This window comes from Ensifer sp. M14 (assembly GCF_003355565.1).
In the GTDB taxonomy this organism is placed as follows: domain Bacteria; phylum Pseudomonadota; class Alphaproteobacteria; order Rhizobiales; family Rhizobiaceae; genus Ensifer.
In genome coordinates this window covers 1,417,699-1,443,314 of the sequence record NZ_QJNR01000004.1, presented here as the reverse complement: position 1 = coordinate 1,443,314, position 25,616 = coordinate 1,417,699, and the positions used below count along the sequence as shown (strand labels likewise).

The following is a 25,616-nucleotide window of genomic DNA, read 5'->3' as shown; positions in this document are numbered from 1 at the left end:
ACAGACCGACAGGACTTATCTCATGCCGATTCTCAACCGTGCCGCCGAACTGCAAAACGAAGTCACCGAATGGCGGCGTCATCTGCACAAGAACCCCGAGCTCCTGTTCGCGGTGGAAAATACGGCAGCCTTCGTCGAAAATAAACTGAAGGAATTTGGCGTTGACGAAATCGTGACTGGCCTTGGCCAAACGGGCGTCGTCGGCCTCATCAAGGGCAATCTCGGTCCCGGCCGCACTATCGGCCTTCGCGCCGACATGGACGCGCTGCCGATCACCGAGACCACCGGCAAGCCCTGGGCGTCGGAAACATCCGGCAAGATGCACGCTTGCGGCCATGACGGTCACACGGCCATGCTGCTTGGCGCGGCAAAGTACCTTGCCGAGACCCGCAACTTCGCCGGCAGCGTCGCGGTGATCTTCCAGCCGGCCGAAGAAGGCGGCGGCGGCGGCCATGAAATGGTCAAGGACGGCATGATGGAGCGCTTCGACATCGCCGAAGTCTACGGCATGCACAACATGCCGGGCATGCCCATCGGCCATTTCGGCAGCCGCGTCGGCGCGATCATGGCCTCGACCGACGAGTTCACCATCACCATCAAGGGCCGCGGCGGCCATGCGGCCCAGCCGCACAAGACGATCGATCCGATTGTCATCGGCACGCAGATCGTCACTGCCTTGCAGACGATCGCGTCGAGAACGGTCGATCCGCTTGCATCGGTCGTCGTCTCGGTGACCACGTTCAACGCCGGCTTCGCCCATAACGTCATCCCGGAGGAGGCGGTCCTCGGCGGCACGGTGCGCACGCTGAAGCCGGAAGTGCGCGATATCGGCGAGACCCGTATCCGGTTGATCGCCGAAGGCATTGCCGACGTCTATGGCGCCACGGTCGACGTCTGGTACAGCCGCAACTATCCCGTCACCGTCAACCACGAGGACGAAACGGCCTACGCGCTGAAGGCGGCGGCGGAAATCGCCGGCGAAGGCAATATCCGTCCGTCGCTCGACCCGATGATGGGCGGCGAAGACTTCTCCTACATGCTGCTGGCCCGTCCGGGCGCGTTCATCTTCATGGGCAACGGCGACACCGCCGGGCTGCACCACCCCGCCTATGACTTCAACGACGAAGCGATCCCGCACGGGATCTCCTATTGGGTGAAACTCGCGGAAACGCGACTTGCCGCCTGAGGCGCGGGCGGGAGGCGGCACGATGCATCAGATAGACAAGATAGACCGTAGAATTCTCAACATCCTGCAGGCGGACGGCCGGATCACCAATCTGGAGCTTGCCGATCGCATCGGCCTGTCGCCGACCGCGACCAGCGAGAGGCTGCGTCGGCTGTTGAAGGAAGGCTATGTTTCGGGCTTCGGCGCCCGCCTCGATCCGCAGAAGCTCGGCTTCGGCCTGCTCGTCTTCATCGAGGTCATGCTCGACAAGACGACGCCCGATGTCTTCGACCAGTTCGCGACCGCCATCAAGCAGGCACCGGCAGTGCTCGAATGTCACATGGTCGCCGGCGGCTTCGACTATCTCGTCAAGACCCGCTTCGAGGATATGGCCGCCTACCGCAATTTCCTCGGCCAGGTGCTCTGGACGCTGCCGGGCGTCAAGGAAACCCGCACTTACGCTGTCATGGAAGAGATCAAGAACGACGGGCCGCTGCCGCTCGTCTGATGCCAGACAGGAACAGCCCCGGAGACCGATGGGATCCCCGGGGCTGTTCCCGACAGCTTACGCGGCGTCGAGCGACGCCATGTCGATGACGAAGCGGTATCGCACGTCGCTCTTGACGACCCGCTCATAGGCTTCGTTAATCTCCTGGATCTTGATCGTCTCGATCTCCGAGACGATGTCATGCTCACCGCAGAAATCCAGCATTTCCTGGGTTTCCTTGATCGAGCCGATCATCGAGCCGGAAATGCTGCGACGGGCGGGCACCAGCGAGAATGCATGCACCGGCACGGCATTTTCCGGAATGCCGACCAGCACGAAATTGCCGTCGACCTTCAGAAGATTGACATAGGCGTTCCAGTCGATCTCGGCTGCCACCGTGCAGATGATCAGGTCGAACTGGCCCTGAAGCGTCTTGAAGGTTTCCGGATCGTTGGTGGCGTAGTAGTGGTCGGCACCGAGCTTCAGTCCGTCTTCCTTCTTGGAAAGGGTCTGGCTGAGAACGGTGACGTCAGCGCCCATGGCATGGGCAAGCTTGACGCCCATATGGCCGAGACCGCCCATGCCGACGATCGCGACCTTCTTGCCGGGACCGGCCTTCCAGTGGCGAAGCGGCGAGTAGAGCGTGATACCGGCACACAAAAGCGGTGCGGCCGCATCGAGCGGCAAGTTCTCCGGGATCGACAGCACGTAGCCTTCCTTGACGACGATGCTGTCGGAATAGCCGCCCTGCGTCGCGGTCTTGCCGTCCGCTTCGACGCCGTTGTAGGTCACGACCAGACCCGGCATGTAGTGTTCGAGATCGAGGTCGCGCGTCGCGCAGTTGGTGCAGGAATCAACGAAGCAGCCGACGCCGGCACGGTCGCCCACTTTGAACTTGGTGACCTTGGAGCCGACGGCGGTGACGATGCCGACGATTTCATGGCCGGGGACCATCGGGAAGGCCGAGTTGCCCCATTCGTTGCGTGCCTGGTGAATGTCGGAGTGGCAGACGCCGCAATATTTGATGTCGATCACCACGTCGTCGTCGCGCGGCTCGCGACGTTCGAAGGTGAAGGGCGTAAGCGGTTTCGACGCGTCGGTCGCCGCATATCCTCTTGCAATGGCCATCAGTCTGTCCTTCAATTTTGGGAGATGCGAAATGGCCGGAGCGTTACCGGCAGATCGCAGGCAGGGACTATGCGTTCGCGATGGGCAAAAGCGTTATCGCGATCCTGCAAAGTTTTTGCCCGATCCTGCAAGATTGAAAAATGTATGATGGCAATAGCGCTTCGAAGCCTTATCTGAGCATAGCCTCACACAATGCTAAGCCGCTGGAAAGACCACAGAATATGACAGCCACGCGACAGACTGCCAGACAGGACATGATCGACGTCATTGCCCGGATCACCGGGAAGGACGGCGACCACCAGACCGCAATCCCAGGTTTGAGCATTCATCGCCATTCCGGCGACGCACCTGTCAATTGCGCGGCCTACAAGCCGAGCCTTGCGGTCATCGTCCAGGGCGCCAAGCGCGTGGTCCTCGGCGACGAGACGCTGATCTATGGCGCTTCCGATTATCTGCTGACGTCGATCGACCTGCCGGTGTTGTCGCAGGTCTGCAAGGCTTCGGCCGACGAGCCTTATCTCAGCTTCGCCTTCCAGATCGATACGGCCAAGATTCCGGCTTTGCTCGACTTTCTGGCGCAGGGGCACATGCCGGCCTCCGCCTCGCCGCGCGGCATGACGGTCAGCAAGATTACGCCCGACCTCGAGGACGCAGCACTCCGGCTCTTGCGGCTGCTCGACCGGCCCGACGATATCCCGGCGTTGCTGCCATTGGTCGAACAGGAAATCCTCTATCGCCTGGTCACAGGCCCTCACGGCCACCGCCTTCGCCAGATGGCAACCACCGAGAGCCAGCCCCACCAGGTCGGCCGCGCCGTCGCCTGGCTGAAGGAGCACTATTCGCGGCCATTGCGTATCGACGACCTGGCAAGTCGCGTCTCGATGAGCGTTTCGTCGCTACACCACCATTTCAAGGCGATCACCGCAATGAGCCCGCTGCAGTACCAGAAGCAGTTGCGGTTGCAGGAGGCGCGTCGCCTGATGCTGGAGGAAAGCCTGGATGCCGGCGATGCCGGCCATCAGGTCGGCTACGAAAGCCAGTCGCAGTTCAGTCGCGAATATGCCCGCCACTTCGGCGAGCCGCCGTTGCGCGATATCGGCCGCGTGCGTCGCACGCTGGTCGAGCGTTTCTCCGGTGAGACGGAGATGCTGAGCGAGGGCTGAGCGGGTATCAGCTACGCTCGATATACCCCGGGATATCACCCCGTTCGATATCCCTGGGGATATCAGCTTCTTTCGATATCCCGCCTCAGCACGATCGATGTCGTCAGGTCCTCGACATTGTCCATGGTCGCCACCTCGTTGCGCAGTTCATTCAGCGCGTTGATGGAGCCGACCTCGACCTCGACGACCAGATCGAGCTGACCGCTGACGGAAGAAACCTTGCGCACGGACGAAAAGCCTGCGAGTCGGTCAAGCACGCCGATCGACGGCGTACGCTGCAGGGTGACAAGCAGGAAGGCCTGGATCTGTCCCTCGTCCAGCTGGCCGATATCGGCACGGTAACCGCGGATGATGCCCGCCTTTTCGAGACGGGTGACCCGCTCCGTCGTCGCACTTCTGGAAAGACCGATCCGGCCCGCCAGCGACTTCATCGGGATGCGCGCCTCCCGTGACAGGATGCTCAAAATCGTTCGGTCGATCGCGTCAATGTCCTGCATGATTTCCGCCTCCGAGCGCGCCGACAAGATGACGGTTATTATAAACATAATGCCGGTGCAACCGGCATATTGCCGGATGCATGCCATGGCCGCTCGTGCAACTCTGCCCGCAAGACAAAGGGCGCCCAATGAACGACATGCTGAAGACGACACCAGACTTTTCCATCGACCAGGCATCGGCACTGCTGAAGCAGCATTACGGCCTCACAGGCACGCTCTCGCTGCTTGCCAGCGAACGCGACCAGAACTTCAAGGTCGAGGCAGAGGGCGGCGCAACCTATATCCTGAAGATCGTCAATGCCGCCGAGCCCGAGGTCGAGAGCGACTTCCAGACGGCACTTCTCGGCCATGTCGGAACCTTCGCCGGCGAATTGCCGGTGCCGCACATCCGGCCGACCTTGGCCGGCACCAGCCTTGCCGCAACCACCAGCCAGCACGGCGTCAGCCACCGGCTGCGTCTCGTCAGCTGGGTCTCGGGCCTTCCGCTTGCCGAAACCGGCCGCAGCACCGACGCGCTCCAGTCGCTCGGTCAGATGCTCGGCCGTTTCGACGCCTCGCTGAAAGGCTTCATGCACCCAGGTGCGCTGCGGGACCTCGACTGGGACATCCGCAATGCCGGCCGTTCGAAGGATAGGCTCAGCCATATCTCCGATCCTGCAGACCGGGCGCTGCTCGAGCGCTTCCTCGCCCGCTTTGCGCAGGCCGTCGAGCCGAAACTGGCGACGCTGCGCTCGGCCGTCATCCACAATGACGCCAATGACTGGAACGTGCTGGTCGACAAGGCTGATCACGACCGCATCTCCGGCCTGATCGATTTCGGCGACGCGCTCTATGCGCCCGTCATCGCCGAAGTCGCCATCGCCGCCGCCTATGCCGGTCTCGACCATCCCGATCCGATCGGCGCCACGGCCGCCATCGCCCGCGGCTACCACGCTGAATATCCGCTGCTCGAAGAAGAAGTCGATCTTCTCTTCGACCTCATCGCCATGCGTCTCGTCACGTCGGTCACGATCTCGGCCTCGCGCCGCGTGCATACGACCGACAACCCCTATCTCGCCATCAGCGAAAAGCCGGCCTGGACGCTGCTGCGCAAGCTCGACCGGATGAACCGGCGTTTCGCCACCGCGATCCTGCGCAAGGCCTGCGGTTTTGAGGCGGCGCACGGCGCGCACGGCGTTGCCACCTGGATTGCCGGCAATCGCAAAACGCTTGCACCGCTGCTGGAGCGGCCGGCCGCCACCTATCCGGCAGCGCTCGTGCCCTATGGCGACCCCAACCATCCGATGACGGTCAAATCATCAGGCGAACAGCCGGATGAAGCCCAGGCGATCTGGGAAGACCATTGCCGCGAAAACGGCATCGATCTTGGCATCGGCCCCTGGGGCGAAGCCCGCACGGTTTATGCCGGCGAGATGTTCGTCTCGCGGCTGATCGAGAACACCCGCCGCACCTGCCATCTCGGGCTCGACCTGTTCATGGCGGCCGGTACCAGAGTGTTCACCCCGATCGCCGCCACCGTCGTCAGCGTCGAGATCGAGAAGGATCCGCTCGGTTACGGCTGCCTGATCGCCCTTCGCCACGAGCCCGACGGCTGCCCGCCCTTCGTGTCGCTCTGGGGCCATATGGCGCATGAGGCCATGGGCCGGATCAAGGCCGGCGACCGGCTCGAAGCCGGCGCGCTCGTCGGCGAAATGGGAGCGCCAAAGGAAAACGGCGGCTGGGCGCCGCACCTGCATCTGCAGCTTTCCGTCGATACCAGCCTTTCGGCGACCGAAATTCTCGGCGTCGGCGAACCGCAGTATCTCGACGTCTGGGCCGAACTCTTCCCCGATGCGCGCACCTTCGCCGGCATCGCCGAGGAATTCTACGCCAAGAGCGGCCGCGCACATGACGAAATCGTCAAACTGCGCAAGGAACTCTTGCTGCCGAACCTGTCGATCTCCTACGAGAAGCCGATCAAGTTCGTGCGCGGCGAAGGCGTCTGGCTGATCGACGACAGCGGCCGCGCCTATCTCGACTGCTTCAACAATGTCTGCCACATCGGCCATGCCCATCCGGCAGTGGTCGAGGCCATGGCGAAGCAGGCGGCGACCCTCAACACCAACACCCGCTACCTGCACGACAACATCGTCGCCTATGCGGAACGGCTGACCGCAACGCTGCCGAAAGAGCTGACCGTTGCCGGTTTCGTCAACAGCGGCTCGGAGGCAAACAGCCTTGCGCTGCGCCTCATGCGTGCCCATACCGGCCGCGAAAATGCCATTACGCTCGATTGGTCCTATCACGGCACCACCCAGGAGCTGATCGACATCAGCCCCTACAAGTTCCGTCGCAAGGGCGGCAAGGGCCCGAAGCCGCACGTCCATGTGGCTGATGTTCCCGACAGCTATCGGGCGCCAGCGGATTGGCCGGCCGAGGAGCACGGCAAGCGTTTTGCCGAAAGTGTCGCCGAGCAGATCGCCGCCATGCAGGCCAAGGGCGAAGGCCCGGGCTTCTTCATCGCGGAATCGATCCCGAGCGTTGCCGGCCAGGTGTTCCTGCCCGAAGGTTACCTGAAGGAAGTCTATCGCCTGGTGCGCGAAGCCGGCGGCGTGTGCATCGCCGACGAGGTCCAGGTCGGCTTCGGCCGTGTCGGCAGCCATTGGTGGGCATTCGAGACGCAAGGCGTGGTGCCCGACATCGTCACCATGGGCAAGCCGATCGGCGACGGTCATCCGCTCGCCGCCGTCGTCACCACCCGCGAGGTCACCGACAGCTTCAACAACGGCATGGAGTACTTCAACACCTTCGGCGGAAACCCGGTTTCCTGCGCCGTCGGCCTTGCCGTGCTCGACGTCATCGAGGGACAGGACCTGCGCGGCAACGCGCTTGCCATCGGCAACTATCTCATCTCCTCCTTCAAGGCGATGCAGGCGCGTTACGAGGTGATCGGCGACGTGCGCGGCATGGGCCTGTTCCTCGGCATCGAACTCGTGACCGACCGCAAGACCAAGGCACCCGCAACCGAATTTGCCCGGGCCGTTTCCAACGGCGCGCGCCAACGCGGCGTGCTGATGGGGACCGAAGGGCCGCATGACAACGTCTTGAAAATGCGCCCGCCGATGATCTTTTCGAAACGCGATGCCGATCATCTGCTCGCCGTTCTCGAAGAGACATTTGCGGATGTGACGAGGAAGCTCGGCTAAAGGCCGGGCTCGATACCGCCGAAAAGACAACCAACTGGCCGGGACGCACACGCGCCCCGGAAGCGAAGACGCATGCCTTCATAACAGCATAACAAGAGGAGAACAGAACAATGAAACTTGGTATTCTAGCACTTGCGAGTGCGGCGTTTCTCGCCGGAACGGCTGCCAACGCCGCCACGCTCGACGTCGTCAAGGAACGCGGCGAACTTCGCTGCGGCGTCAGCCAGGGCGTACTCGGCTTTTCCGCGCCGAACGACAAGGGCGAATGGAGCGGCTTCGACATCGACTTCTGCCGCGCGGTCGCAGCTGCAACGCTCGGCAACCCGGACAAGGTTAAATACGTGCCGCTCTCGACGAAGGAGCGTTTCACCGCGCTGCAGTCGGGCGAAGTCGACCTGCTGTCGCGCCAGACCACCTGGACGCTGTCGCGCGACAGCGATCTCGGCATGAGCTTCGTCGGCGTCAACTACTATGACGGCCAGGCCTTCATGGTGCGCAACGACCTCGGCGTGAAGAGCGTCAAGGAACTCTCGGGCGCCTCCGTCTGCACGGAAACAGGCACGACCACCGAGCAGAACATGGCCGACTACTTCAGCTCCAACAACATCCAGTACCAAGTCATCGCCTTTGAAAAGCCCGACCAGACGATCCAGGCTTTCAACACCGCACGCTGCGACGTCTACTCAACCGACGCCTCGGCGCTCTATGCCCAGCGCCTGACGCTGAACGACCCGGATCGCTTCGTCGTGCTGCCGGAAGTCATCTCCAAGGAACCGCTCGGACCGGCCGTGCGCCAGGGCGACGAGCAATGGTTCAAGGTCGTGCGCTGGACATTGTTCGCGATGATCGAAGCCGAAGAGCTTGGGATCACCAAGGAGAATGCAACCAAGATGCAGGAAAGCGGCAACATCGGCCAGAAGCGGTTCTTGGGGATCGACAACGAAGCCGGCAAGGCGCTGGGTCTCGGCCCGACATGGGCCTTCCAGGCCATCTCCGCCGTCGGCAACTACGGCGAAGTGTTCGAAAAGCATCTCGGCGAGGACAGCGCGCTCAAGATCGACCGCGGCCTCAACAAGCTGTGGAGCCAGGGCGGCCTGATGTACGCGCCGCCGGCGCGCTAATCGCACAGCAGTTCCGGAGAAGGTCCTCTCTCCGGAATTGCGCCAACCACAAGACCAACCAACCAACTCGCCGCGGCCCTCACCGCGGCGTTTTTTTGTTTGCGGCGGTTGCGGCTGAAATTCACAAACACAAAGCGGCAAGATCGGGAAATCGGGAGGCGACCAACAAGGCCCCTCATTTCTGTGCTTGTCACAGAAATCCAGCCAGCCCAAGTCCTTGGGCTGGAAGGTTTTTGGGCTCGAAAGGCCTTCGGCCCGACCGACGTCGGGCCACTGGATTCCGGCACAAGGCCGGAATGAGGAAAGTGGGAAGGCCCTGCTCAAACAGCGGGATCAGTGATCCGCTAACGTTTCCAACCAGCGGGCCGCAACCCCTCAGAGCTTAACGATCGTCTTGCGCGCAAGCAGCCCCTGCGGCGCGAAGAGAAGCACGCCGATAACGAGCAGGATTGTGAAGGCATCGCGGTAGCTGAGCAGGCTCTCCGGCAGGTAGGCCTGCAGGAACACCTCGATGAAGCCGAGCAGGAAGCCGCCGGCAACGGCGCCCGACAGGCTGCCGAGACCACCGATGATCGCGGCAATGAACGCCTTCAGCACCGGCAGGAAGCCCATCAGCGGATCGACGCTGCCGCGCTGCGCCACCCAGAGAATGCCGGCAACACCGGCAAGCAGACCGGAAATGGCAAAGGCGGTCGCCACCACCGCATTGGCGCGGATGCCCATCAGCCGGACGATGGCGAAATCCTCAGACGCTGCGCGCATGGCCCGGCCGAGCACGGTCGTGCGCAGGAACAAATTGAGACCGACGAGCATGATGACGGTGACGAGGATCGACGTGCCCTGGATCAGGCCGAGATGAAGGCCGCCGATCTCGATCGTACCGGAGAAGCTCTCCGGCATCGGCACGGGCTTCGGCCGTGCCGAGATGAAATTCTGGAAGATGACGCGCAGGATAGCGCTGACGGCAAAGCTGGTGAGAAGCAGCGTCGTGCCGCTGGCACCGCGTACCGGACGGAAGGCGACACGCTCCATCAGCATGGCAAGCACGACCGCGATCATCAGCGCGCCGAAGATCGCGAGCGGAAACGGCAGACCCAGCAGCAGGGCGAAGCACAGCCCGTAGCCGGCTGCCGTCATCAGCTCGCCATGGGCGAAATTGATCAACCCCATGATCGAGAAGACGACCGCAAGCCCAAGCGCGAGAAGCGCGTAGGTGCCACCGAGGCTGAGCGCGTTGACCAACTGCTGCAGGAACATGTCCATCGTTGTGACCTCTTTGCCCGCGGGCCCTCAAGCGCCGAGATAGGCACCCTGGATTTCAGTTGAATTGCGAAGCTCGGCGGCCGTGCCGGACAGCACGATGCGTCCATTCGCCATGACGTAGCCGGCATCGGCGATTTCAAGCGACAGCGCCACGTTTTGCTCGACGAGCAGGATCGTCAGGCCTTTCTGGCGCAGACCGGCGATCAGGTCGAAGATCAGATCGACCACCTGCGGCGCGAGCCCGAGCGACGGCTCGTCGAGCAGCAGAAGGTCGGGCGACGACATCATCGAGCGGGCAATCGCCAGCATCTGCTGTTCGCCGCCGGACAGCGAACCGGCCTTCTGGCCAAGGCGTTCTTTCAGGATCGGGAAGCGCGACAGCATGTCCTCGCGCACCTCGGAGATCGCTCCGCGCGCCTTGTGCATGGCGCCGCCAAGCAGCAAGTGCTCGTCGACGGTCAGGCTTGGAAAGATGCGCCGTCCCTCAGGCGTCAGCGTCATCCCGAGCCGGACGATCTGTTCCGGCGGCAGACCGGATATGTCCTGGCCGTTGAACGACACCCGCCCTGCCTTCTTTGCCGCGAGGCCCACCAGCGCATTCAGCGTCGAGCTCTTGCCGGCGCCGTTGGCGCCGAGCAACGTGACAATCTGTCCCTTGCCGACGGTGAGATCGACACCTTTCAGCGCCTCGACGGCACCATAGGCGACCTTGAGGCCGCTGACCTCGAGCAGTGGTTTCTGCGCGGGAATTTCACTGTGCATCATCGGGGCAAAGTCCTTGCCATGGATTGCGAAACGGCCAGTTGCGGCCGAGCGGTCTCCGGCGCACTGCCGGAGACCGCATGTGGCGACAGCTCAGGGGGCCGGAATGTCGGCCGCCGCCGGAACGCCCTGGCTGATCAGTTCGCGGTTGCCGCCTCCGATGCGCACCAGCGACACCGAGCGCAATGGCATGCCCTGCGTGCCGGCATAGCTGATCGGGCCGGTGACGCCCTGCACGTTTTCGAGCGAGGCGATGGCGTTGCGGATGGCAACCGGGTCGATGCTGTTGGCCTCGGTCACCGCAGCGTCGATCACCTTGCCGAGGTCATAGCCGTTGGCGATGTAGACCGTGTCCGGCTCCTGGCCGAACTTCTCCTTGTACTTGACGTTGAAGTCGGCGAGCGGGCTGCCCTCGCTGGCAAAGCCGGCCGTCGTGAAGACCACGCCGTCGACGGTCGCGCCAAGGCCGAAGGTCGTCGGCGAGTCGATGCCGTCGCTGCCGAGGATCGGGATGGTGACGCCGGCGCCGCGCAACTGGCGGATGAAGGCCGGGAAATCGGGCTCGTAGGCAGCGGTCATGATCACGTCGGGCGCCGGGTTCATCGCCTTGATCTTGGTGACCTCGGCGCCGAAATCCTGCTGGCCCATGCTGAAGGTGCCTTCGCCCAGCAACTCGCCGCCCTTGGCCTTGAAGGCGACACCGAAGTATTCCGGGAGCTTCAGCGTATAGGCGCTGTCGGGAGACTTGAGGATATAGGCCTTCTTGTAGCCCTTCTCGACGGCGTAGGTGGCAAGCACCGAGGCCTGCACGTTGTCGGCGGGATAGTTGCCGAACATGTAGTCGCCAACGGCAAGCGGCATGGTCGGGGTTGTGGCGCAGAAAGAGAAGGCCGGGATCTGGGCGGCCTGCGTCACCTGGCCGGCGGCGATCGACGGATCGGCGTCGCAGGGCGTGATCATGATCTTGACGCCCTGATCGACCAGTTCCTGCGCCACCAGCGCCGTCTGGGCCGCATCCGAGCGGGTGTCCTTGGCGATCAGCTTGATCGGGAACTTGCCGGCGGCGCCGCCAGCCGCGTTGATTTCCTCGACCGCCATTTCCAGGCCCTTCAGCGACGGCTGGTCGTAGGGAGCAAGGCCGCCGGTCTGGGCGGTGGCGAGACCGATGACCAGGTCTTCGGCGAGAGCCGGCAGTGGCGATAGTGCAAAGCCGCCAAGAACGGTGGTGAGGCACAATGTCCTGAGGTTGGATTTCATCGGTAAGCTCCCTCTTTCTGATTTCGTTTGCGGTTCAAGCTGGATTGTGGAGGCCGCTCGCATCCGGCTGAGGACCTTCGGCCTCGACAACCTCGCGCTTCGCCTGTGCCGACGAGCGGCGGCGGCCGATATAGGCTTCGATCACATCAGGGTTGGCCTGGATCTCCGCCGGCGTGCCGATGGCGATCTGCTGACCCTTGTTGAGCACGACGACGATATCGCAGAGCCGCATGATCAGCTTCAGGTCGTGCTCGACCACGAGCAGGCCGAGGCGGTATTTTGTGCGGATACGGTCGAGCACGTGCATCAAGTCCTGCGTTTCGGCAGGGTTCATGCCGGCGGCCGGTTCATCGAGCAGCAGGTAACGCGGTTTCAAGGCCAGGGCGCGGGCGATCTCGAGACGGCGTTGCGCGCCATAGGAAAGCGTACCGGCAAGCTGGTCGGCAAAGCCGTCGAGCCCGACCTCGGCCAGCACCAGCCGGGCGCTTTCCATCGGGTCCTCGCCGTTGCCTTTCAGCGCGCTTGCCGCCACCGTGACATTCTCAAGCACGGTCAGGTTCTTGAACAGCCGGATGTTCTGGAAGGTGCGCGCAAGCCCGGCGACGGGAACAGCGTGAACAGGCAGCGATGCGATATCCCTGCCGTCGATCAGCACGCGGCCGCTCGAAGGCGGAACAACGCCGGAAACGCTGTTGATCAGGGTCGACTTGCCCGCCCCGTTCGGGCCGATGAGACCGGTGACGAGACCCGGCTTGATCTCGAAGTTGGCGTTTTCCAGCGCCACGAGACCGGCGAATTTCTTGCCTAGATTTTCGACCTTGAGCGTTCCGCCTGCAGGGATCGGCGCAATCTTTTGCGCACCATCAGATGATACCGCAGGCTTCGAGGCAAAACGCTTCAACCAGGCGAACCGCTCGTCCAGCTCCCGGACACCGAAAATCCCATCCTGCAGTCGGTACATCACCACCAGGATAGCGACGCCGATGCCGATATCGGTCAGACCGAAGACGGTCGGCAGCGTGACGAAGCCGAGGTCGACACCGCCTTCGAGTTTGCGCAGAAGCTCGACGATCAGCATGATCACCGCCGCGCCGCCGACGGCACCCGATACGGTGGTAACGCCACCGAGGATCAGCATGGCGAGCAGGACGAAAGTCAGGTTGAAGTAAAAATCCTTGGGCGAGAAGGCGCCGAGGAAATGCGCCAGCAGCGCGCCGGCAGCCCCCGCCAGAATGGCACCGAGCACCCAGCCGATGAAACGATGGAGCTTGACGTTGACCCCGACCGCGGTCGAGGCGATCTCGTCCTCACGCGATGCCCTCAGCTTCAAGCCCGCGCTCGAGTCCCGATAGAGACGGGCAACGGCAATTGCGGCAATGGCAAAAGGCAACGCCACCCACAGATTGACGGCGCGCGGAATCCCGAAAAATGTCTGGCTGCCGCGGGTGATATCGGTCGAGGCGACCAGCACCACATGGACGATGACGAGAAAGCCGAGCGTCGCGATCGACGCCGACGATCCCGCAAGACGCGCCACGGGTATGCCGATGAGGACGGCGACCAGCGCCACCACCACCAGCGCCACGGCCAGCGCCGGCAGAAACGGCATGCCGATGCCTGCCAGCCATTCCGGCAGGTGCGGCAGCGCCGTCTTCTGGACGATCGGGTTGATGGTCAAAAGGCCCGACGCATAGGCGCCGATCGCCATGAAGCCGACATGACCGAAGGAAACGATACCCGAATTGCCGGCATACATGCCGATGCCGAGCACCGCGATCACATTGATCATGAACAGCGTCACGAGGCGCTCGCCGCTGCCTGGAAAGACCGACGAGGCGACGGCAGCTGCCACCAGCAGCGGCAGCGACGTTAAAAGGATACCGACGACGGTTTCTCGCCTGACGCGAACCATCTGCATTCCCCCGAATTGTCGGCCCGCCGTTGTTTTTGGCTCGGGCCAGTTCCCGAAATGAAAGTTATCCCATCTCGATCAAATGTCAATCTTGTTTCAAAAAACATTCTCTGCTAGCAATTATGTAACAAAAATTAGAAATCGGGGTTCAAGCCATCATTTTTGGGAGGCGGAAATCGTGGCAATCCGGGATCGACTGACAGACGGAACCATCACCTTCACGCGATCGGAACTGAAGATCGTGCGGCAGTTGCTGGCGAACTATCCGGCAGCGGGACTGAATACCGTCGCCTATCTGGCCTCCTCGGCGGGGGTCAGCAATCCGACCGTGGTACGTTTTGCCAACACACTCGGCTTCGAGGGCTATCCGGAATTTCAGAAGGCGCTGCTCGGCGAAGTCCAGGAGCGCATGAGTTCGCCGCTGTCGATGCTCGACGAACGGCGGCCATCGCTGGAGCAGGAGAATTTCTACCAATACTTCCTGCGGGCCAGCATCCATGCACTCGAAGCCTCGATGCAGATGCTGCCGTCGGAGGATTTCGAGGCAGCCGTCGACGCAGCTGCAGACATGAGCGCGCGAGCGCATTGCCTGGGCGGCCGTTTCAGCGGCTTTCTCGCCGGCCTGCTCTGGTCGCATATGAAGCAGCTTAGGGGCGACACCCGCTGGATCAACGGCAGCCAGGCCGACCAGGTCGATCAGCTCGTCGACCTCGGCAAACGCGACGTGCTGTTCGTCTACGATTACCGCCGCTACCAGAACGACACCATTCGCTTCGCCAAACAGGCGGCCGCACAGGGTGCGCGCATCGTGCTGTTCACCGACCGGTGGCTTTCGCCGATCGCCGATTTTGCCACCGTCACGCTGACGGCGCCAGTCGACACGGTCTCGCCCTATGACACGATGGTGCCGGCAATCGCCCAGACGGAAGCGCTGATCGCCGCGCTCACTGCCCGTCTCGCCACCCAATCCCGCGCCCGCATTGAGAAGATGGAGGAGCTGCGCCGCGGCTACGCCATCACCGAAGACGCCCTCAATCCGAACGTCGACGACGGCCGCTGACTATTCGCCGAAAGGCCACAACCACAACCGAGGAGAAACCGAATGAGTGCCGTTACAGTGAAGGTCGGGGACGACATGCTGAGACGCGACAGCGACTATGAGCGCGGCCGCACGTCCGTGCTGTTCGTCGACATGCAGCGCATCTGGTGCGAGCCCAATCTCGACCCGACCCATCCGCAGGACGCCGACAGCTATTATCACAAGCGGCTGCGCCAGACGGTGATCCCCAACCAGGTCCGCATCCTCGAGGCTGCGCGCAGCGCCGGCTGCGAAGTGCTTCACACCATCATCGAGAGCCTGACGCTTGACGGCCGCGACCGATCGCTCGACCACAAGCTGTCAGACATGCATGTGCCGAAAGGCTCACCCGAAGGTCAGGTCATTCCGGAACTGGCGCCTATCGACAACGAGATCGTACTGCCGAAGACCTCGTCGGGCGTCTTCAACTCGACCAACATCGACTACATCCTGCGCAACCTCAACACCCGCTACCTGATCATCGCCGGCGTCATCACCGACCAGTGCGTCGACATGGCGGTGCGCGATGCGGCCGACCGCGGCTACCTCGTCACCGTCGTCAACGACGCCTGTGCGACCTACAGCGCCGAACGCCACGAAGGCGCCCTTCGCGCCTATTCCGGCTACTGCTGGACAACTGACACCGACACTGTCGTCAACCGCCTTCAGGGCCTGCGCCAAGCCTGAGCCGCCACTGATGATCTTGAGACAAGAGGGGAATTCATGACCGAGACCAACAACGGCAACGCTCATTCCGCACTGACGGAACTCGCGACCTTCGTGACCACCGACATCGCCGGCATCACCCGCGGCCGCAGCTTCGCCGCTTCGCAGATCGACGACTATCTGCGCAAGGGCGTCGGCTGGGTGCCGGCCAACCTGGCGCTGACGCCGTTCGACCAGATCGCCGAGAACAACCCTTGGGGCTCGGCCGGCGACCTCCGGCTGATGGCCGATCCGGCCAGCCAGGCGCGCGTCACCTGCCTGCCCGACGTCACGCCACTGCATTTCTATCACTCCGATATCACCGACCTCAAAGGCGATCCCTGGGAGTGCTGCGTGCGCAGCCTGCTCAAGCGCACGCTTGAAGAATTCGAGCGCGAAGCCGGACTGAAGGTCATCTCCGCCGTCGAGCAGGAATTCCAGCTTCTCGGCGTCGACTGGCCCGACGCGCCATCCTTCGGCCTGCGCGCCCAGCGCCGCGCCGAACCCTTCGGCCCGCTGCTGATGACCGCGCTGCAGGAAGCCGGCGCCGAGCCGGAGATGTTCCTGCCGGAATACGGCAAGGACCAGTTCGAGATCACCTGCCGCCCGGCGGACGCGCTGACGGCGGCCGATCGCGGCGCGACGATCCGCGCCATCACCAAGGAAGTGGCAGCGCTGTTCGGCTGGAACGCCAGCTTTGCGCCGAAGACGAGTGCCAACGGCGTCGGCAACGGCGTGCACCTGCATGTCAGCTTCACCGATCTGGACGGCAATCCCGTCACCTTCGATGCCTCGCGCCCGGGTCGCCTGTCGAAGGTTGCCGGTTCTTTCGCCGCCGGCGTCATCCGCCACCTGCCGGCGCTCACCGCCTTCACCGCCCCGTCGGTGCTGTCCTATATGCGCCTCGTTCCGCACCACTGGAGCGCTGCCTATACCTGCCTCGGGGAGAAGAACCGAGAGGCGACGCTCCGCATCTGCCCGACGCTGGATCTTCCCGGCAGCAACCCGGCCAGGCAGTTCAACATGGAGTACCGCGCCGCCGACGCCTGCGCGAGCCCTCATCTGTCGCTGGCCGTGCTGCTGAAAGCCGGTCTCGAAGGCATCCGCGCCGGGCTGGAACAGCCGCCGCTGATCAACTCGGACCCGTCGGATTTTTCCGACGAGGACCAGAAGAATCTCGGCATCCGCCGCCTGCCCGCCAGCCTGCCGGAAGCGCTCGAAACGCTTGCCGAGGACAAGGTCGTGACCGGCTGGTTCGCCAAGGACTTCCTCGATTGCTACGTCGCGATGAAGAGCAAGGAAATCGAGATCGTCGACGGACTTTCGCCCGATGAACTCTGCGCCCGCTACGCGGCCGTCTACTGATACGGATAGGCTCCCATGACTTCGACAACGGCCATCAAGGGCCCCGACGCCCGACGCGGTCGGCACGACCCTCGCCAACCGCTTCTGGCGATCGACGAGCCGCCGCCTTATGCGGTGTTCAACCCGGACGGCACGTCGCCGTTCCTGCTCTTATGCGAGCATGCGTCGAACCGCATGCCGCGCGCACTCGGCGATATGGGCCTGCCCGAACACGAGCGCCGGCGCCACATCGCCTGGGACATCGGCGCGCTGGCGCTCGCCCAGCATTTGAGCCTCAGCCTCGATGCGCCGCTGTTCTTCACCAACTATTCGCGGCTGGTGATCGACTGCAATCGCCCGCTTTCGGCACCGTCCTTCATCCCGGAAGTGAGCGAAACGACGGAGATCCCGGCCAACCGGGATCTCACCGAAGCCGAGCGAAAGCAGCGGGTGGAGACCCTGTTCAAGCCCTTCGCCGATGGCGTTTCCCGGCGCCTCGATCTGCTTGAAGCCAAGGGAGAACGGCCGTTCGTCGTCGGCGTGCACAGCTTCACCCCCGTCTATTTCGGCAAGCCGCGGCCGTGGCAGGCGGGCATTCTCTATCGCGATGCCGAGGCTTTCGCACAGTCACTGATCCGGGACTTAAGCACCGAAGAGCATCTGACGATCGGCGACAACGAGCCCTACAACATTCATCCGGATGAAGACTATACCGTCCCGGTTCACGCCGACGCGCGCAAGCTGCCGGGCGTGTTGATCGAAGTCCGGCACGACCTGATCGATACCGACGCGGGCGTGAAGGCCTGGGGCGAGCGGTTGACCCGTTGTCTCCAGACGAGCCTTGGGGAGTGCCGCCCGTGACCGAAAGCCTTTACGCCAGGGACGGACAAGCGATCGCCAACCTGCAGAAGCTGCGCTTCTTTCCGCTCGCCATCGCCGGCGGACACGGCGCACGCCTTGTCGAGGAGACCGGCCGCGAGCTGATCGACCTTTCCGGAGCCTGGGGCGCGGCAAGCCTTGGCTATGGCCACCCTGCTCTCGTCGAGGCGGTGTCGCGCGCCGTAGCCAATCCGGCGGGCGCAAGTGTGCTCTCCGCCGCCAATGCACCGGCAACCGTTCTTGCCGAAAAACTGCTCGGCCTTTTCCCCGGTAACGGACGCAACAGGGTGTGGTTCGGCCACTCCGGCTCGGATGCCAACGAGGCGGTCTTCCGGGCGGTCGCCAAGGCGACGGGGCGCACCGGCGTCATCTCCTTCGTCGGCGCCTATCACGGCTGCACCACGGGCTCGATGGCCTTTTCCGGCCACAGCGTCCAGGCGGGGGCGACCAAAGCCGAGGGCCTGATCCTGCTGCCCTACCCCGATCCCTACCGGCCTAACCAGGGCGACGCCACCGGTGAAGCGGTGCTCGACCTCCTGAAACAGCACCTCGCAACAAAGGCGCCGCCGGAGAAGATCGGCTGCGCGTTCATCGAGCCGATCCAGTCGGACGGCGGGCTGATCGTACCGCCGAAGGGGTTCTTCAAGAAATTCGCCGACCTCTGCCGGCAACACGGCATCCTCGTCGTCTGCGACGAGGTGAAGGTCGGGCTCGGTCGCAGCGGCAAGGTGCATTGCTTCGAGCACGAGGACTTCGTGCCGGATATCCTGACGATCGGCAAAGGACTCGGCGGCGGCCTGCCGCTTTCCGCCGCCATCGGCCCTGCCGAAATCATGGACTGCGCCAACGCCTTTGCCATGCAGACGCTGCACGGCAACCCGGTCTCGACATCGGCAGGCCTCGCCGTGCTCGAAACCATCGAGCGGGAAGGCCTGGCAGAGGCTGCCCGGCGAAAGGGCGAGCGCCTGCGCGAAGGCCTGCAGCAACTTTCCGCGCGTCACGCCCTGATCGGCGATGTGCGGGGGCGCGGCCTGGCAACGGGCGTGGAACTGATTGCCGACCGTGAAAGCCGGGAACCGGCGGCGCGGGAAACTGCCAAGCTGATCTACCGCGCCTATGAGCTCGGCCTCGTCGTCTACTACGTCGGCATGAACTCCAACGTGCTGGAAATGACGCCGCCGCTGACCATATTGGACGCGGAAATCGACCAGGCGCTCGACATTCTCGACCGCGCCTTCGGCGATGTCGCAGCCGGCCGTGTTTCCGACACGGTGCTTGCCGAGTTTGCCGGCTGGTGAGAGCTACCCGAGGGTAGAACGGCTCCCTACCAACCCTCGTCAAGAACACGCGTGAGCATGTCGGCAAAAAAGTCGGCGCTCTCGCGGCTGAGGCAGAGCGGCGGCTTGATCTTCAAGACGTTCAGGTGGTCGCCGGTCGGCTGCATGATGACGCCAAGCTCAAGAAGCCGATCGCAAATAGCAGCGGTCTCCTGCGTTGCCGGCTCCAGCGTCTCGCGATTGCGGACGAACTCGACGCCGAGGTAAAGCCCCATGCCGTGTACGGCGCCGACGACGGGAAACCGCTGCTCCAACGCTTGGAGCCTCGTCTTGAGATAGCTGCCGACGACGCGCGCGTTTTCCTGCAGCTTCTCCTCTTCGATGAGATCGAGCACCGTCAGCCCGACGACGGAGCTGACCGGGCTGCCGCCGGATGACGAGAAGAAATAGCCTTCCTTCTCGAGCGCGTCGGCGATCTCGCGCCTGGTGATAACGGCCCCGAGCGGATGGCCGTTGCCCATGCCCTTGGCGATGGTAATGATATCGGGCACGACGCCCTGTTCCTCGAAGCCCCAGAAATAGTCGCCGAGCCTGCCGTAACCGACCTGCACCTCGTCAGCGATACAGACACCGCCGCGCTGCCGGACCATGGCATAGACGGCATCGAGATAGCCTTTCGGCAGGGGAATGCCGCCGGCATTGCCATAGACCGGCTCGCAGATGAAGCCGGCAAGCCCTTGGGCTCCCTCCTCCAGTTCGCGCAGCTTGGCTGCCACCGACCGCACGTAAGTGTCGGTCGTATCGGCGCCACGGAATTGGCCACGATAGGTGTTGGGTGCCACCACCGCATGCACCCAGTCCGGACGGGTTTCGAGCGCCCGCGGGTTGTCGGCGATCGAGGTCGAGACCGCGTCGCTCGCCACCGTCCAGCCGTGATAGGCCTCGAGCAGGCTGACGACATTGCGCTCGCCGGAAAACGCCCAGGCGAGCCGCAAGGCGAGGTCGTTCGCCTCCGAGCCGCTGTTGACCAGGAACACCGTGTCGAGACCATCGGGCGCAAGGGCTGCAAGCCGCTCCGAAAATTCGGCGACCGAGGCGTAGTGAAAGCGGGAATTGGTGTTGAGCAGCGACCATTGCCGTCCGACCGCTGCCGCCAGCCGTGGGTGCCCGTGGCCAAGGATCGTCACGTTGTTGACCATGTCGAGATAGGCCCTGCCCTCGACATCGAACAGGTGCTCCTTCCAGCCGCGCTCGATCTGCGGCGGCTTGCTGTAATAGTTCTTCTGCGGCCTGGCGAAATGCTGCTGGCGGCGATCAAGCAGGTCGGTCGAATGGGGCGCCGGCGCATCGCAGTCGAAACCGAGAATGCCTGAGGGCGACGGGCAGAGCGCGCACCAGGCCTCGGCGTGATCGGCCGGGACAAACATCGGTGGGACCAACCCCGGTTCGCGGCAGAGCTGCACGCGCATCAGGCCAAGCCCGTGGCCGGCCTCGACCACCGTGCCGATCGGCGTGCCGGCGGCAACCGTTTCCTCTGTGTCTTCGGGCTGCTCCAGACCGGAGAGATGAAGAACGACCGCAGGACCGTTCAGGACCATCCGCCCGTCATGCCATTCGGTTCGGCCGGCAAAAGGCGCCCTGACGACGGTGCCGGCCGGCAGGCAGAGATCGACGTGCAGCGCGAAGGTCGGCGTTGGCGCCGATGCCCGAAGCGCGCTCTCAGTCAGCCGATACTCGCCATAACGCGTGGAGGCCATGCCGATCGCATGCGCAGCGGTCTGTAACAGCGAGGCAGGAAGCCCCTCGTGCTGCCAGCGCTCCTCGGGGAGCAGCGGGCTGAGGATGGAAAGATCGATCTGGCGCACGCCGGCCGGCTCGATCTCGACAAGCAGTCCTTCGCTGATCACCGGCAGCGTCTTCTCCGGCTGAGCATTGACGGCGTGCAGAATGGCCTGCTGCATCAGCGCCGGTGGTACGGAGACGGCAACGTCGAAGATCTCGCGTTCATGGTCGGCATTGCCCTGAACGTATGCATTGTCAGGGTCGATGGTCAGTTGCTGTTCGGAACTGGCGACCAGCACCGCGGCGCGCGCGACAACCAACGGCCACAACGCCTTCAGTTCGCTTTCCTCAAGCGGGCAGACCGCGTGAAAGGCCCTGATGGCAGGCAGGATGAAGAGAGGATCGCCATCGGCATGGTGCAGCAGCGAGGCGCAGGTCACCGCGAGTTCGGCCACGAGCCAGCCTTTGAGGATATCGCCGAAATCGATGACACTATCCGGAACCAGCCTGCCTGCTGGATCCAGCTGCCCGACGACGTTGTCGTCGGTGACATCGTGGTGGATGGTTTGCACGCGCAAGTCGGCAGTTAACGGTTGAAGCCGGCGCATGGACGCCACCATGGCTTCGGCAATGCGCTTCTTCAATCCCTCGTCGTTCATGGCCGCCAGCAGGTGAAGCGCGACCGGGGCGGCGTGCCTCAGGTCCCATTGCAGCTCGCGGTCGAGACCCGGATGGTCGAAATCACGCAGTGCCACCGCCAGCCGTCCGGCGATATCGCCGAGGGCTGCCACCGTTTCCGCCGTCAGATGCTTGCGCCGCGTCAACGGCACGCCGTCGAGATAGGTCAGCAGGCGAACGCGATAAGCCTCACCGCGCACCGTCACGTCGACGATGTCGCTGCCGTCGAGGGCGCGCACCACCTGCGGCGCCCGCACGGATCCGGTCTGGCGGGCGAGATGCAGCAAGGCGGCGTTCTGGGCCTGCAGTTCCTGCAGGTCATAGGCCGCCCGGCAGATTTTTAGGACGAAGCGCGTCTCGCCGGTGTCGATCCGGTAGTTACGATCCTGCTGGCTGCCGAGTTCACTCAAGAGGCCGGAGAGGCCGAAATGCTCAAGCAGGATGCGCGCAGCGTCGTCAGGCGCGACATCGGGCCTTGGCAATTCCGTGCGAAGCTTCAGCGCGTCTTGAACCATAGTGTCGCCTCCATCACATCCGGCACCATGCCGACTTCCGAATCGACCGAACGGGTCTCCCAACTATTGCGACATACCTTCAAGGCGATAGCGCGTCCCGGGATAGAGCAGGCGCGCCGTCGTCACATTGGCGGTGTCGGACCAGGTGCGACGTCGGATCATCAGGCAAGGCTCGTTGCGGTCGATGCCGAGCAGCTTGCATTCCCATGGCTGCGGCGAAACCGCCTCGACGATCTGTTCGGTGCGGGTGATCGGTGCCACCGCCGTCAGATAAGCGTTCGGCGTCATATCGCGGAAATCCTGCTCCATATATTTGGGGCAGATCGACGGGTTGACGAACCGGTCCTCGATCTGGATCGGCAGGCCGTTTTCCGAATGCACCATGATCGAATGGAAAACCCGCGCGCCGGTCACGAGCCCGAGCGCATAACCGATTTCAGACGGTGCGACCTCTTCCTGCATCAGCGTCATGCGCGAGGTGTGCGCATGGCCGCGCTCACGGATTTCGTCTGCGATGTTGCGAACCTCGAGCAGCGCGGTGCTGCCCTTGTGTGCCGCAACGAACGAGCCAACGCCCTGGACGCGGGTGATCGCGCCCTCGGTGGCAAGTTCGCGCAGCGCCCGGTTCGCGGTCATGCGGCTGACGCCGAGATCGGCGACGATCTCGTTTTCGGAAGGGATGCGGTGATGTGCCGGCCATTCACCGCTGTCAATGCGGGTGCGGATGAACTGCTTCACCGCCTCGTAGCGTGGCACCGGTCCGTCCTCGAATGCGGCCATATCGATCCTTCGCCTGAGTGCCGTTATCGGCATTTTCCCCGTCCTTTCCGGATCGCGAACAAATCATGCGTATCCGGCAATGATTCTTTTCGTTCATTTCGCGCTTGCGCGCCACAGCAAAATATCTATAGTTCCATATACAACTACGTACAGGAAAATCGCAACATGGCAACTTTTCCCGTCAACCGGCTCTTCGCCGACCATGCGCTTTTGCCGACAGGCTGGGCGCAGAATGTCGCCATTGCGCTCGATGCGTCAGGCGGGATTGCCTCGATCGCGACCGATCAGCCGATCGCCGATGGCGACGAACGCGTTGCCGGACCGCTTGTTCCAGCCCTCGCCAACCTCCATTCCCACGCGTTTCAGCGCGCCATGGCCGGTCTTGCCGAAGTCGCCGGCAGCGGCAACGACAGCTTCTGGACCTGGCGGGAAGAAATGTACCGCACCGTTGGACTAGTGAACCCCGACGACGTCGAGGCGATCGCCGCCAAGCTCTATATGGAGATGCTGAAGGGCGGCTTCGGCCATGTCGCCGAGTTCCACTATCTGCATCATACCGCCGATGGCACGCCCTATTCCGACCCGGCCGAGATGTCGCTGCGCATTCTGAATGCCGCGAAGACGACCGGCATCGGCCTTACGCATCTGCCGGTCTTCTACGCCCACGCCAATTTCGGCGGCGTCGCCCCGAATGCCGGCCAGCGCCCCTTCCTGCATGATCCCGATCGGTTCCTTGCGCTGCTGGAACGACTGGCGCCGCTCTGCCGCGACAACGGCCAGACGCTCGGCTACGCCGTCCACTCGCTGCGCGCCGCGACGCCTGAAGAAATGCGCACCATCCTCGAACGCGCGCCTGTAGCCGGGCCGATCCACATTCACGTCGCCGAGCAGACCAAGGAAGTCGAAGACAGCCTTGCCTGGAGCGGTCGCCGCCCGGTTCAGTGGCTGCTGGACGAAATGCCCGTCGACGAGCGCTGGTGCGCAATCCACGCCACCCATCTGACTGACGACGAACGGCAACGCCTGGCCCGATCCGGCGCGGTCGCCGGCCTCTGCCCGGCAACGGAAGCCAATCTCGGCGACGGCATCTTTCCGGCCGTCGACTATATGGCCGAAGGTGGGCGCCTCGGCATTGGCACCGACAGCCATGTGGCAACCAGCGTTGCCGAAGAACTGCGACTGCTCGAATACGGCCAGCGCCTGCGCGACCGCCGCCGCAACCGGCTTGCGGGCCCCGGAGCCTCCGTTGGCCACACGATTTTCGATGCGGCGCTCAAGGGCGGTGCCCAGGCCGTCGGCCAGAACACGTCGGGCATCGCCGTCGGCGCACGTGCCGATTTCGTCGTGCTCGACGGCGCCAATCCGTACATCGCCGCCGCAAGCGGCAATCAGATCCTCGACCGCTGGCTGTTTGCGCTTGGCGGCGAGACCGTCCGCGACGTCATGGTCGCCGGACAGTGGAAGATCCGCAACGGACGCCATCACCTGGAGGAAGACATCGACCGCGCCTTCGCGCGGGTGCTCATGAAACTGAAGTAGCAATCGAAGCGACCATCAAAAAAAGGGGAATGCGCATGTCGATCAGCAAACTGAAACTCACCCTCGCCGCCACGGGCCTGGTGCTTGCGGCTTCCGCCGGCAATGCCAGTGCCTCTTATTGCGGCGACGGCAAGACCGTCACCTTCGCCGGCATCGACTGGGAAAGCGGCGCCTTCATCACCGAGGTGATGAAAACCATTCTGTCCAAGGGCTACGACTGCCAGGTGGATTCGATCCCCGGCAACTCCGTAACGCTCGAGCAGGCAACCGCCAACAACGACGTCCAGATCTTCGCCGAGGAATGGCTCGGCCGCTCCGACATCTGGAACAAGGCCGTCGAAGAGAAGAAGGTCGTCGCCGTCGGCAAGACCTTCGTCGGCGCCAGCGAAGGCTGGTTCGTGCCGGAATACGTCATCAAGGGCGATGCCAGCCGCAACATCGAAGCCAAGGCGCCGGACCTGAAGAGCGTGTCGCAGCTGTCCGATGCCAAGATCGTCGAACTCTTCGCCGATCCCGAGGAGCCGTCCAAGGGCCGCTTCCTCAATTGCCCGTCCGGCTGGACCTGCGAAGGCGTGAGCACGGCCAAGCTCGATGCCTACAAGCTCGGCGGGACCTATGTGAACTTCCGCCCCGGCACCGGCACGGCGCTCGATTCCGCCATCACCTCGGCCTATCTGCAGGGCGAGCCGATCCTGTTCTACTACTGGTCGCCGACCGCGATCATGGGCAAGTTCAAGCTCGTGCAGCTGGAAGAGCCGGCCTACAACGAAGCCTGCTGGAAGGAGCTTTCGAGCGCCACCGGCAAGCGCGATGAGGGCTGCGCCTTCCCGTCCGTCGATGTCTCCTACGGCGTCAACAGCACCTTCGCGCAGGAAGCGCCCGAGATCATCGCCATCCTGGAAAAGGCGACCTTCCCGCTCGAAGCCGTCAACGGCAGCCTTGCCTACATGACCGACCAGAAGGTCGATGCGGTGGCGGCAGCGGCCGAGTTCCTGAAGACCAAGGGCGACGTCTGGGGCAAATGGGTCTCCGACGAGGCGCGCGGCAAGATCGAAGCCAGCCTGAAGTAAGTCCGTTCGGTCGGCCGGCACGGATCCGA

General features: G+C 63.5%; 20 protein-coding genes. 12 read left to right on the top strand and 8 right to left on the bottom strand.

All coding sequences use genetic code 11. The annotated features are described in order from the left end of the window. Positions 1-22 precede the first annotated feature (22 nt). Positions 23-1,186: a M20 aminoacylase family protein gene (locus tag BLJAPNOD_RS06845; RefSeq protein ID WP_115421169.1), complete on the top strand. Its 1,164-nt coding sequence runs from the start codon at positions 23-25 to the stop codon at positions 1,184-1,186. 22 nt (positions 1,187-1,208) lie between these two features. Beyond that, complete coding sequence (locus BLJAPNOD_RS06840) at positions 1,209-1,673, top strand: Lrp/AsnC ligand binding domain-containing protein (protein ID WP_077502818.1); 465 nt, start codon at positions 1,209-1,211, stop codon at positions 1,671-1,673. A gap of 57 nt (positions 1,674-1,730) precedes the next feature. Here the strand turns inward: BLJAPNOD_RS06840 and BLJAPNOD_RS06835 are convergent, their stop codons facing one another. Continuing rightward, entirely contained in the window at positions 1,731-2,780 is a 1,050-nt protein-coding gene (locus tag BLJAPNOD_RS06835) for an NAD(P)-dependent alcohol dehydrogenase (RefSeq protein WP_115419322.1), read from the bottom strand. A gap of 221 nt (positions 2,781-3,001) precedes the next feature. On the opposite strand from BLJAPNOD_RS06835, the gene BLJAPNOD_RS06830 reads away from it, so the two are divergent. After that, positions 3,002-3,943 (top strand): AraC family transcriptional regulator, encoded by a 942-nt coding sequence (locus BLJAPNOD_RS06830; RefSeq protein ID WP_115419321.1) that lies wholly within the window; start codon positions 3,002-3,004, stop codon positions 3,941-3,943. A 62-nt stretch (positions 3,944-4,005) separates the two neighbouring features. Here BLJAPNOD_RS06830 and BLJAPNOD_RS06825 read toward each other — a convergent pair whose 3' ends face one another. Further along, the gene (locus BLJAPNOD_RS06825) at positions 4,006-4,488 is read right to left on the bottom strand and encodes an Lrp/AsnC family transcriptional regulator (protein WP_077502819.1); all 483 of its coding nucleotides are present in this window, start codon (positions 4,486-4,488) and stop codon (positions 4,006-4,008) included. Between the two features lie 80 nt (positions 4,489-4,568). Between BLJAPNOD_RS06825 and BLJAPNOD_RS06820 the strand changes: the two genes are divergently transcribed. Continuing rightward, a complete protein-coding gene (locus tag BLJAPNOD_RS06820; protein WP_115419320.1) occupies positions 4,569-7,625 on the top strand; it encodes an aminotransferase class III-fold pyridoxal phosphate-dependent enzyme in 3,057 nt (1,018 codons plus the stop codon). Between the two features lie 110 nt (positions 7,626-7,735). After that, on the top strand, positions 7,736-8,746 hold the full coding sequence (locus tag BLJAPNOD_RS06815) for an amino acid ABC transporter substrate-binding protein (RefSeq protein WP_115419319.1): 1,011 nt from the start codon (positions 7,736-7,738) through the stop codon (positions 8,744-8,746). Positions 8,747-9,121: 375 nt separating this feature from the next. Here BLJAPNOD_RS06815 and BLJAPNOD_RS06810 read toward each other — a convergent pair whose 3' ends face one another. The 4 genes from BLJAPNOD_RS06810 to BLJAPNOD_RS06795 form a co-directional block, all read right to left on the bottom strand. Beyond that, positions 9,122-10,009: a branched-chain amino acid ABC transporter permease gene (locus BLJAPNOD_RS06810; protein ID WP_171986865.1), complete on the bottom strand. Its 888-nt coding sequence runs from the start codon at positions 10,007-10,009 to the stop codon at positions 9,122-9,124. A gap of 27 nt (positions 10,010-10,036) precedes the next feature. After that, complete coding sequence (locus BLJAPNOD_RS06805; protein ID WP_244610884.1) at positions 10,037-10,774, bottom strand: ABC transporter ATP-binding protein; 738 nt, start codon at positions 10,772-10,774, stop codon at positions 10,037-10,039. Between the two features lie 90 nt (positions 10,775-10,864). Further along, on the bottom strand, positions 10,865-12,028 hold the full coding sequence (locus BLJAPNOD_RS06800; RefSeq protein ID WP_077502793.1) for an ABC transporter substrate-binding protein: 1,164 nt from the start codon (positions 12,026-12,028) through the stop codon (positions 10,865-10,867). A gap of 34 nt (positions 12,029-12,062) precedes the next feature. Beyond that, a complete protein-coding gene (locus BLJAPNOD_RS06795) occupies positions 12,063-13,940 on the bottom strand; it encodes a branched-chain amino acid ABC transporter ATP-binding protein/permease (RefSeq protein WP_115419318.1) in 1,878 nt (625 codons plus the stop codon). Between the two features lie 178 nt (positions 13,941-14,118). Here BLJAPNOD_RS06795 and BLJAPNOD_RS06790 point away from each other — a divergent pair, with 178 nt between their 5' ends. The 5 genes from BLJAPNOD_RS06790 to BLJAPNOD_RS06770 are packed head-to-tail and all read left to right on the top strand — an operon-like array spanning position 14,119 to position 19,244. Continuing rightward, positions 14,119-15,000: a MurR/RpiR family transcriptional regulator gene (locus BLJAPNOD_RS06790; RefSeq protein ID WP_077502794.1), complete on the top strand. Its 882-nt coding sequence runs from the start codon at positions 14,119-14,121 to the stop codon at positions 14,998-15,000. A 42-nt stretch (positions 15,001-15,042) separates the two neighbouring features. Then, positions 15,043-15,705, top strand: coding sequence for an isochorismatase family cysteine hydrolase (locus BLJAPNOD_RS06785; RefSeq protein ID WP_115419317.1), 663 nt, complete (start codon positions 15,043-15,045; stop codon positions 15,703-15,705). A gap of 36 nt (positions 15,706-15,741) precedes the next feature. Beyond that, positions 15,742-17,088 carry a glutamine synthetase family protein gene (locus tag BLJAPNOD_RS06780; RefSeq protein ID WP_115419316.1) on the top strand — a complete coding sequence of 449 codons (1,347 nt, stop codon included), beginning with the start codon at positions 15,742-15,744 and terminating at the stop codon, positions 17,086-17,088. A 15-nt stretch (positions 17,089-17,103) separates the two neighbouring features. Continuing rightward, positions 17,104-17,928, top strand: coding sequence for an N-formylglutamate amidohydrolase (locus BLJAPNOD_RS06775; protein WP_115419315.1), 825 nt, complete (start codon positions 17,104-17,106; stop codon positions 17,926-17,928). Next, complete coding sequence (locus tag BLJAPNOD_RS06770) at positions 17,925-19,244, top strand: aspartate aminotransferase family protein (protein ID WP_115419314.1); 1,320 nt, start codon at positions 17,925-17,927, stop codon at positions 19,242-19,244. Before BLJAPNOD_RS06775 ends, BLJAPNOD_RS06770 begins: the two co-directional genes overlap by 4 nt. A gap of 26 nt (positions 19,245-19,270) precedes the next feature. Here the strand turns inward: BLJAPNOD_RS06770 and BLJAPNOD_RS06765 are convergent, their stop codons facing one another. Both BLJAPNOD_RS06765 and hutC read right to left on the bottom strand, forming a co-directional pair. Beyond that, positions 19,271-22,198: an aminotransferase gene (locus tag BLJAPNOD_RS06765; RefSeq protein ID WP_115419313.1), complete on the bottom strand. Its 2,928-nt coding sequence runs from the start codon at positions 22,196-22,198 to the stop codon at positions 19,271-19,273. A 63-nt stretch (positions 22,199-22,261) separates the two neighbouring features. Then, complete coding sequence (hutC, locus tag BLJAPNOD_RS06760) at positions 22,262-23,005, bottom strand: histidine utilization repressor (RefSeq protein ID WP_115421168.1); 744 nt, start codon at positions 23,003-23,005, stop codon at positions 22,262-22,264. Positions 23,006-23,143: 138 nt separating this feature from the next. On the opposite strand from hutC, the gene hutF reads away from it, so the two are divergent. Both hutF and BLJAPNOD_RS06750 read left to right on the top strand, forming a co-directional pair. Then, positions 23,144-24,517: a formimidoylglutamate deiminase gene (gene hutF, locus BLJAPNOD_RS06755; protein ID WP_115419312.1), complete on the top strand. Its 1,374-nt coding sequence runs from the start codon at positions 23,144-23,146 to the stop codon at positions 24,515-24,517. Positions 24,518-24,552: 35 nt separating this feature from the next. Then, positions 24,553-25,587, top strand: coding sequence for an ABC transporter substrate-binding protein (locus BLJAPNOD_RS06750; protein ID WP_115421167.1), 1,035 nt, complete (start codon positions 24,553-24,555; stop codon positions 25,585-25,587). Positions 25,588-25,616: the final 29 nt, after the last annotated feature.

What these genes read in the sequence shown, in the direction of transcription:
- BLJAPNOD_RS06845 (WP_115421169.1), top strand. Translation starts at nt 23, where the DNA reads ATGCCGATTCTCAACCGTGCCGCCGAACTGCAAAACGAAGTCACCGAA.
- BLJAPNOD_RS06840 (WP_077502818.1), top strand. Translation starts at nt 1,209, where the DNA reads ATGCATCAGATAGACAAGATAGACCGTAGAATTCTCAACATCCTGCAG.
- BLJAPNOD_RS06835 (WP_115419322.1), bottom strand. Translation starts at nt 2,780, where the DNA reads ATGGCCATTGCAAGAGGATATGCGGCGACCGACGCGTCGAAACCGCTT.
- BLJAPNOD_RS06830 (WP_115419321.1), top strand. Translation starts at nt 3,002, where the DNA reads ATGACAGCCACGCGACAGACTGCCAGACAGGACATGATCGACGTCATT.
- BLJAPNOD_RS06825 (WP_077502819.1), bottom strand. Translation starts at nt 4,488, where the DNA reads ATGTTTATAATAACCGTCATCTTGTCGGCGCGCTCGGAGGCGGAAATC.
- BLJAPNOD_RS06820 (WP_115419320.1), top strand. Translation starts at nt 4,569, where the DNA reads ATGAACGACATGCTGAAGACGACACCAGACTTTTCCATCGACCAGGCA.
- BLJAPNOD_RS06815 (WP_115419319.1), top strand. Translation starts at nt 7,736, where the DNA reads ATGAAACTTGGTATTCTAGCACTTGCGAGTGCGGCGTTTCTCGCCGGA.
- BLJAPNOD_RS06810 (WP_171986865.1), bottom strand. Translation starts at nt 10,009, where the DNA reads ATGGACATGTTCCTGCAGCAGTTGGTCAACGCGCTCAGCCTCGGTGGC.
- BLJAPNOD_RS06805 (WP_244610884.1), bottom strand. Translation starts at nt 10,774, where the DNA reads ATGATGCACAGTGAAATTCCCGCGCAGAAACCACTGCTCGAGGTCAGC.
- BLJAPNOD_RS06800 (WP_077502793.1), bottom strand. Translation starts at nt 12,028, where the DNA reads ATGAAATCCAACCTCAGGACATTGTGCCTCACCACCGTTCTTGGCGGC.
- BLJAPNOD_RS06795 (WP_115419318.1), bottom strand. Translation starts at nt 13,940, where the DNA reads ATGGTTCGCGTCAGGCGAGAAACCGTCGTCGGTATCCTTTTAACGTCG.
- BLJAPNOD_RS06785 (WP_115419317.1), top strand. Translation starts at nt 15,043, where the DNA reads ATGAGTGCCGTTACAGTGAAGGTCGGGGACGACATGCTGAGACGCGAC.
- BLJAPNOD_RS06780 (WP_115419316.1), top strand. Translation starts at nt 15,742, where the DNA reads ATGACCGAGACCAACAACGGCAACGCTCATTCCGCACTGACGGAACTC.
- BLJAPNOD_RS06775 (WP_115419315.1), top strand. Translation starts at nt 17,104, where the DNA reads ATGACTTCGACAACGGCCATCAAGGGCCCCGACGCCCGACGCGGTCGG.
- BLJAPNOD_RS06765 (WP_115419313.1), bottom strand. Translation starts at nt 22,198, where the DNA reads ATGGTTCAAGACGCGCTGAAGCTTCGCACGGAATTGCCAAGGCCCGAT.
- hutF (WP_115419312.1), top strand. Translation starts at nt 23,144, where the DNA reads ATGGCAACTTTTCCCGTCAACCGGCTCTTCGCCGACCATGCGCTTTTG.
- BLJAPNOD_RS06750 (WP_115421167.1), top strand. Translation starts at nt 24,553, where the DNA reads ATGTCGATCAGCAAACTGAAACTCACCCTCGCCGCCACGGGCCTGGTG.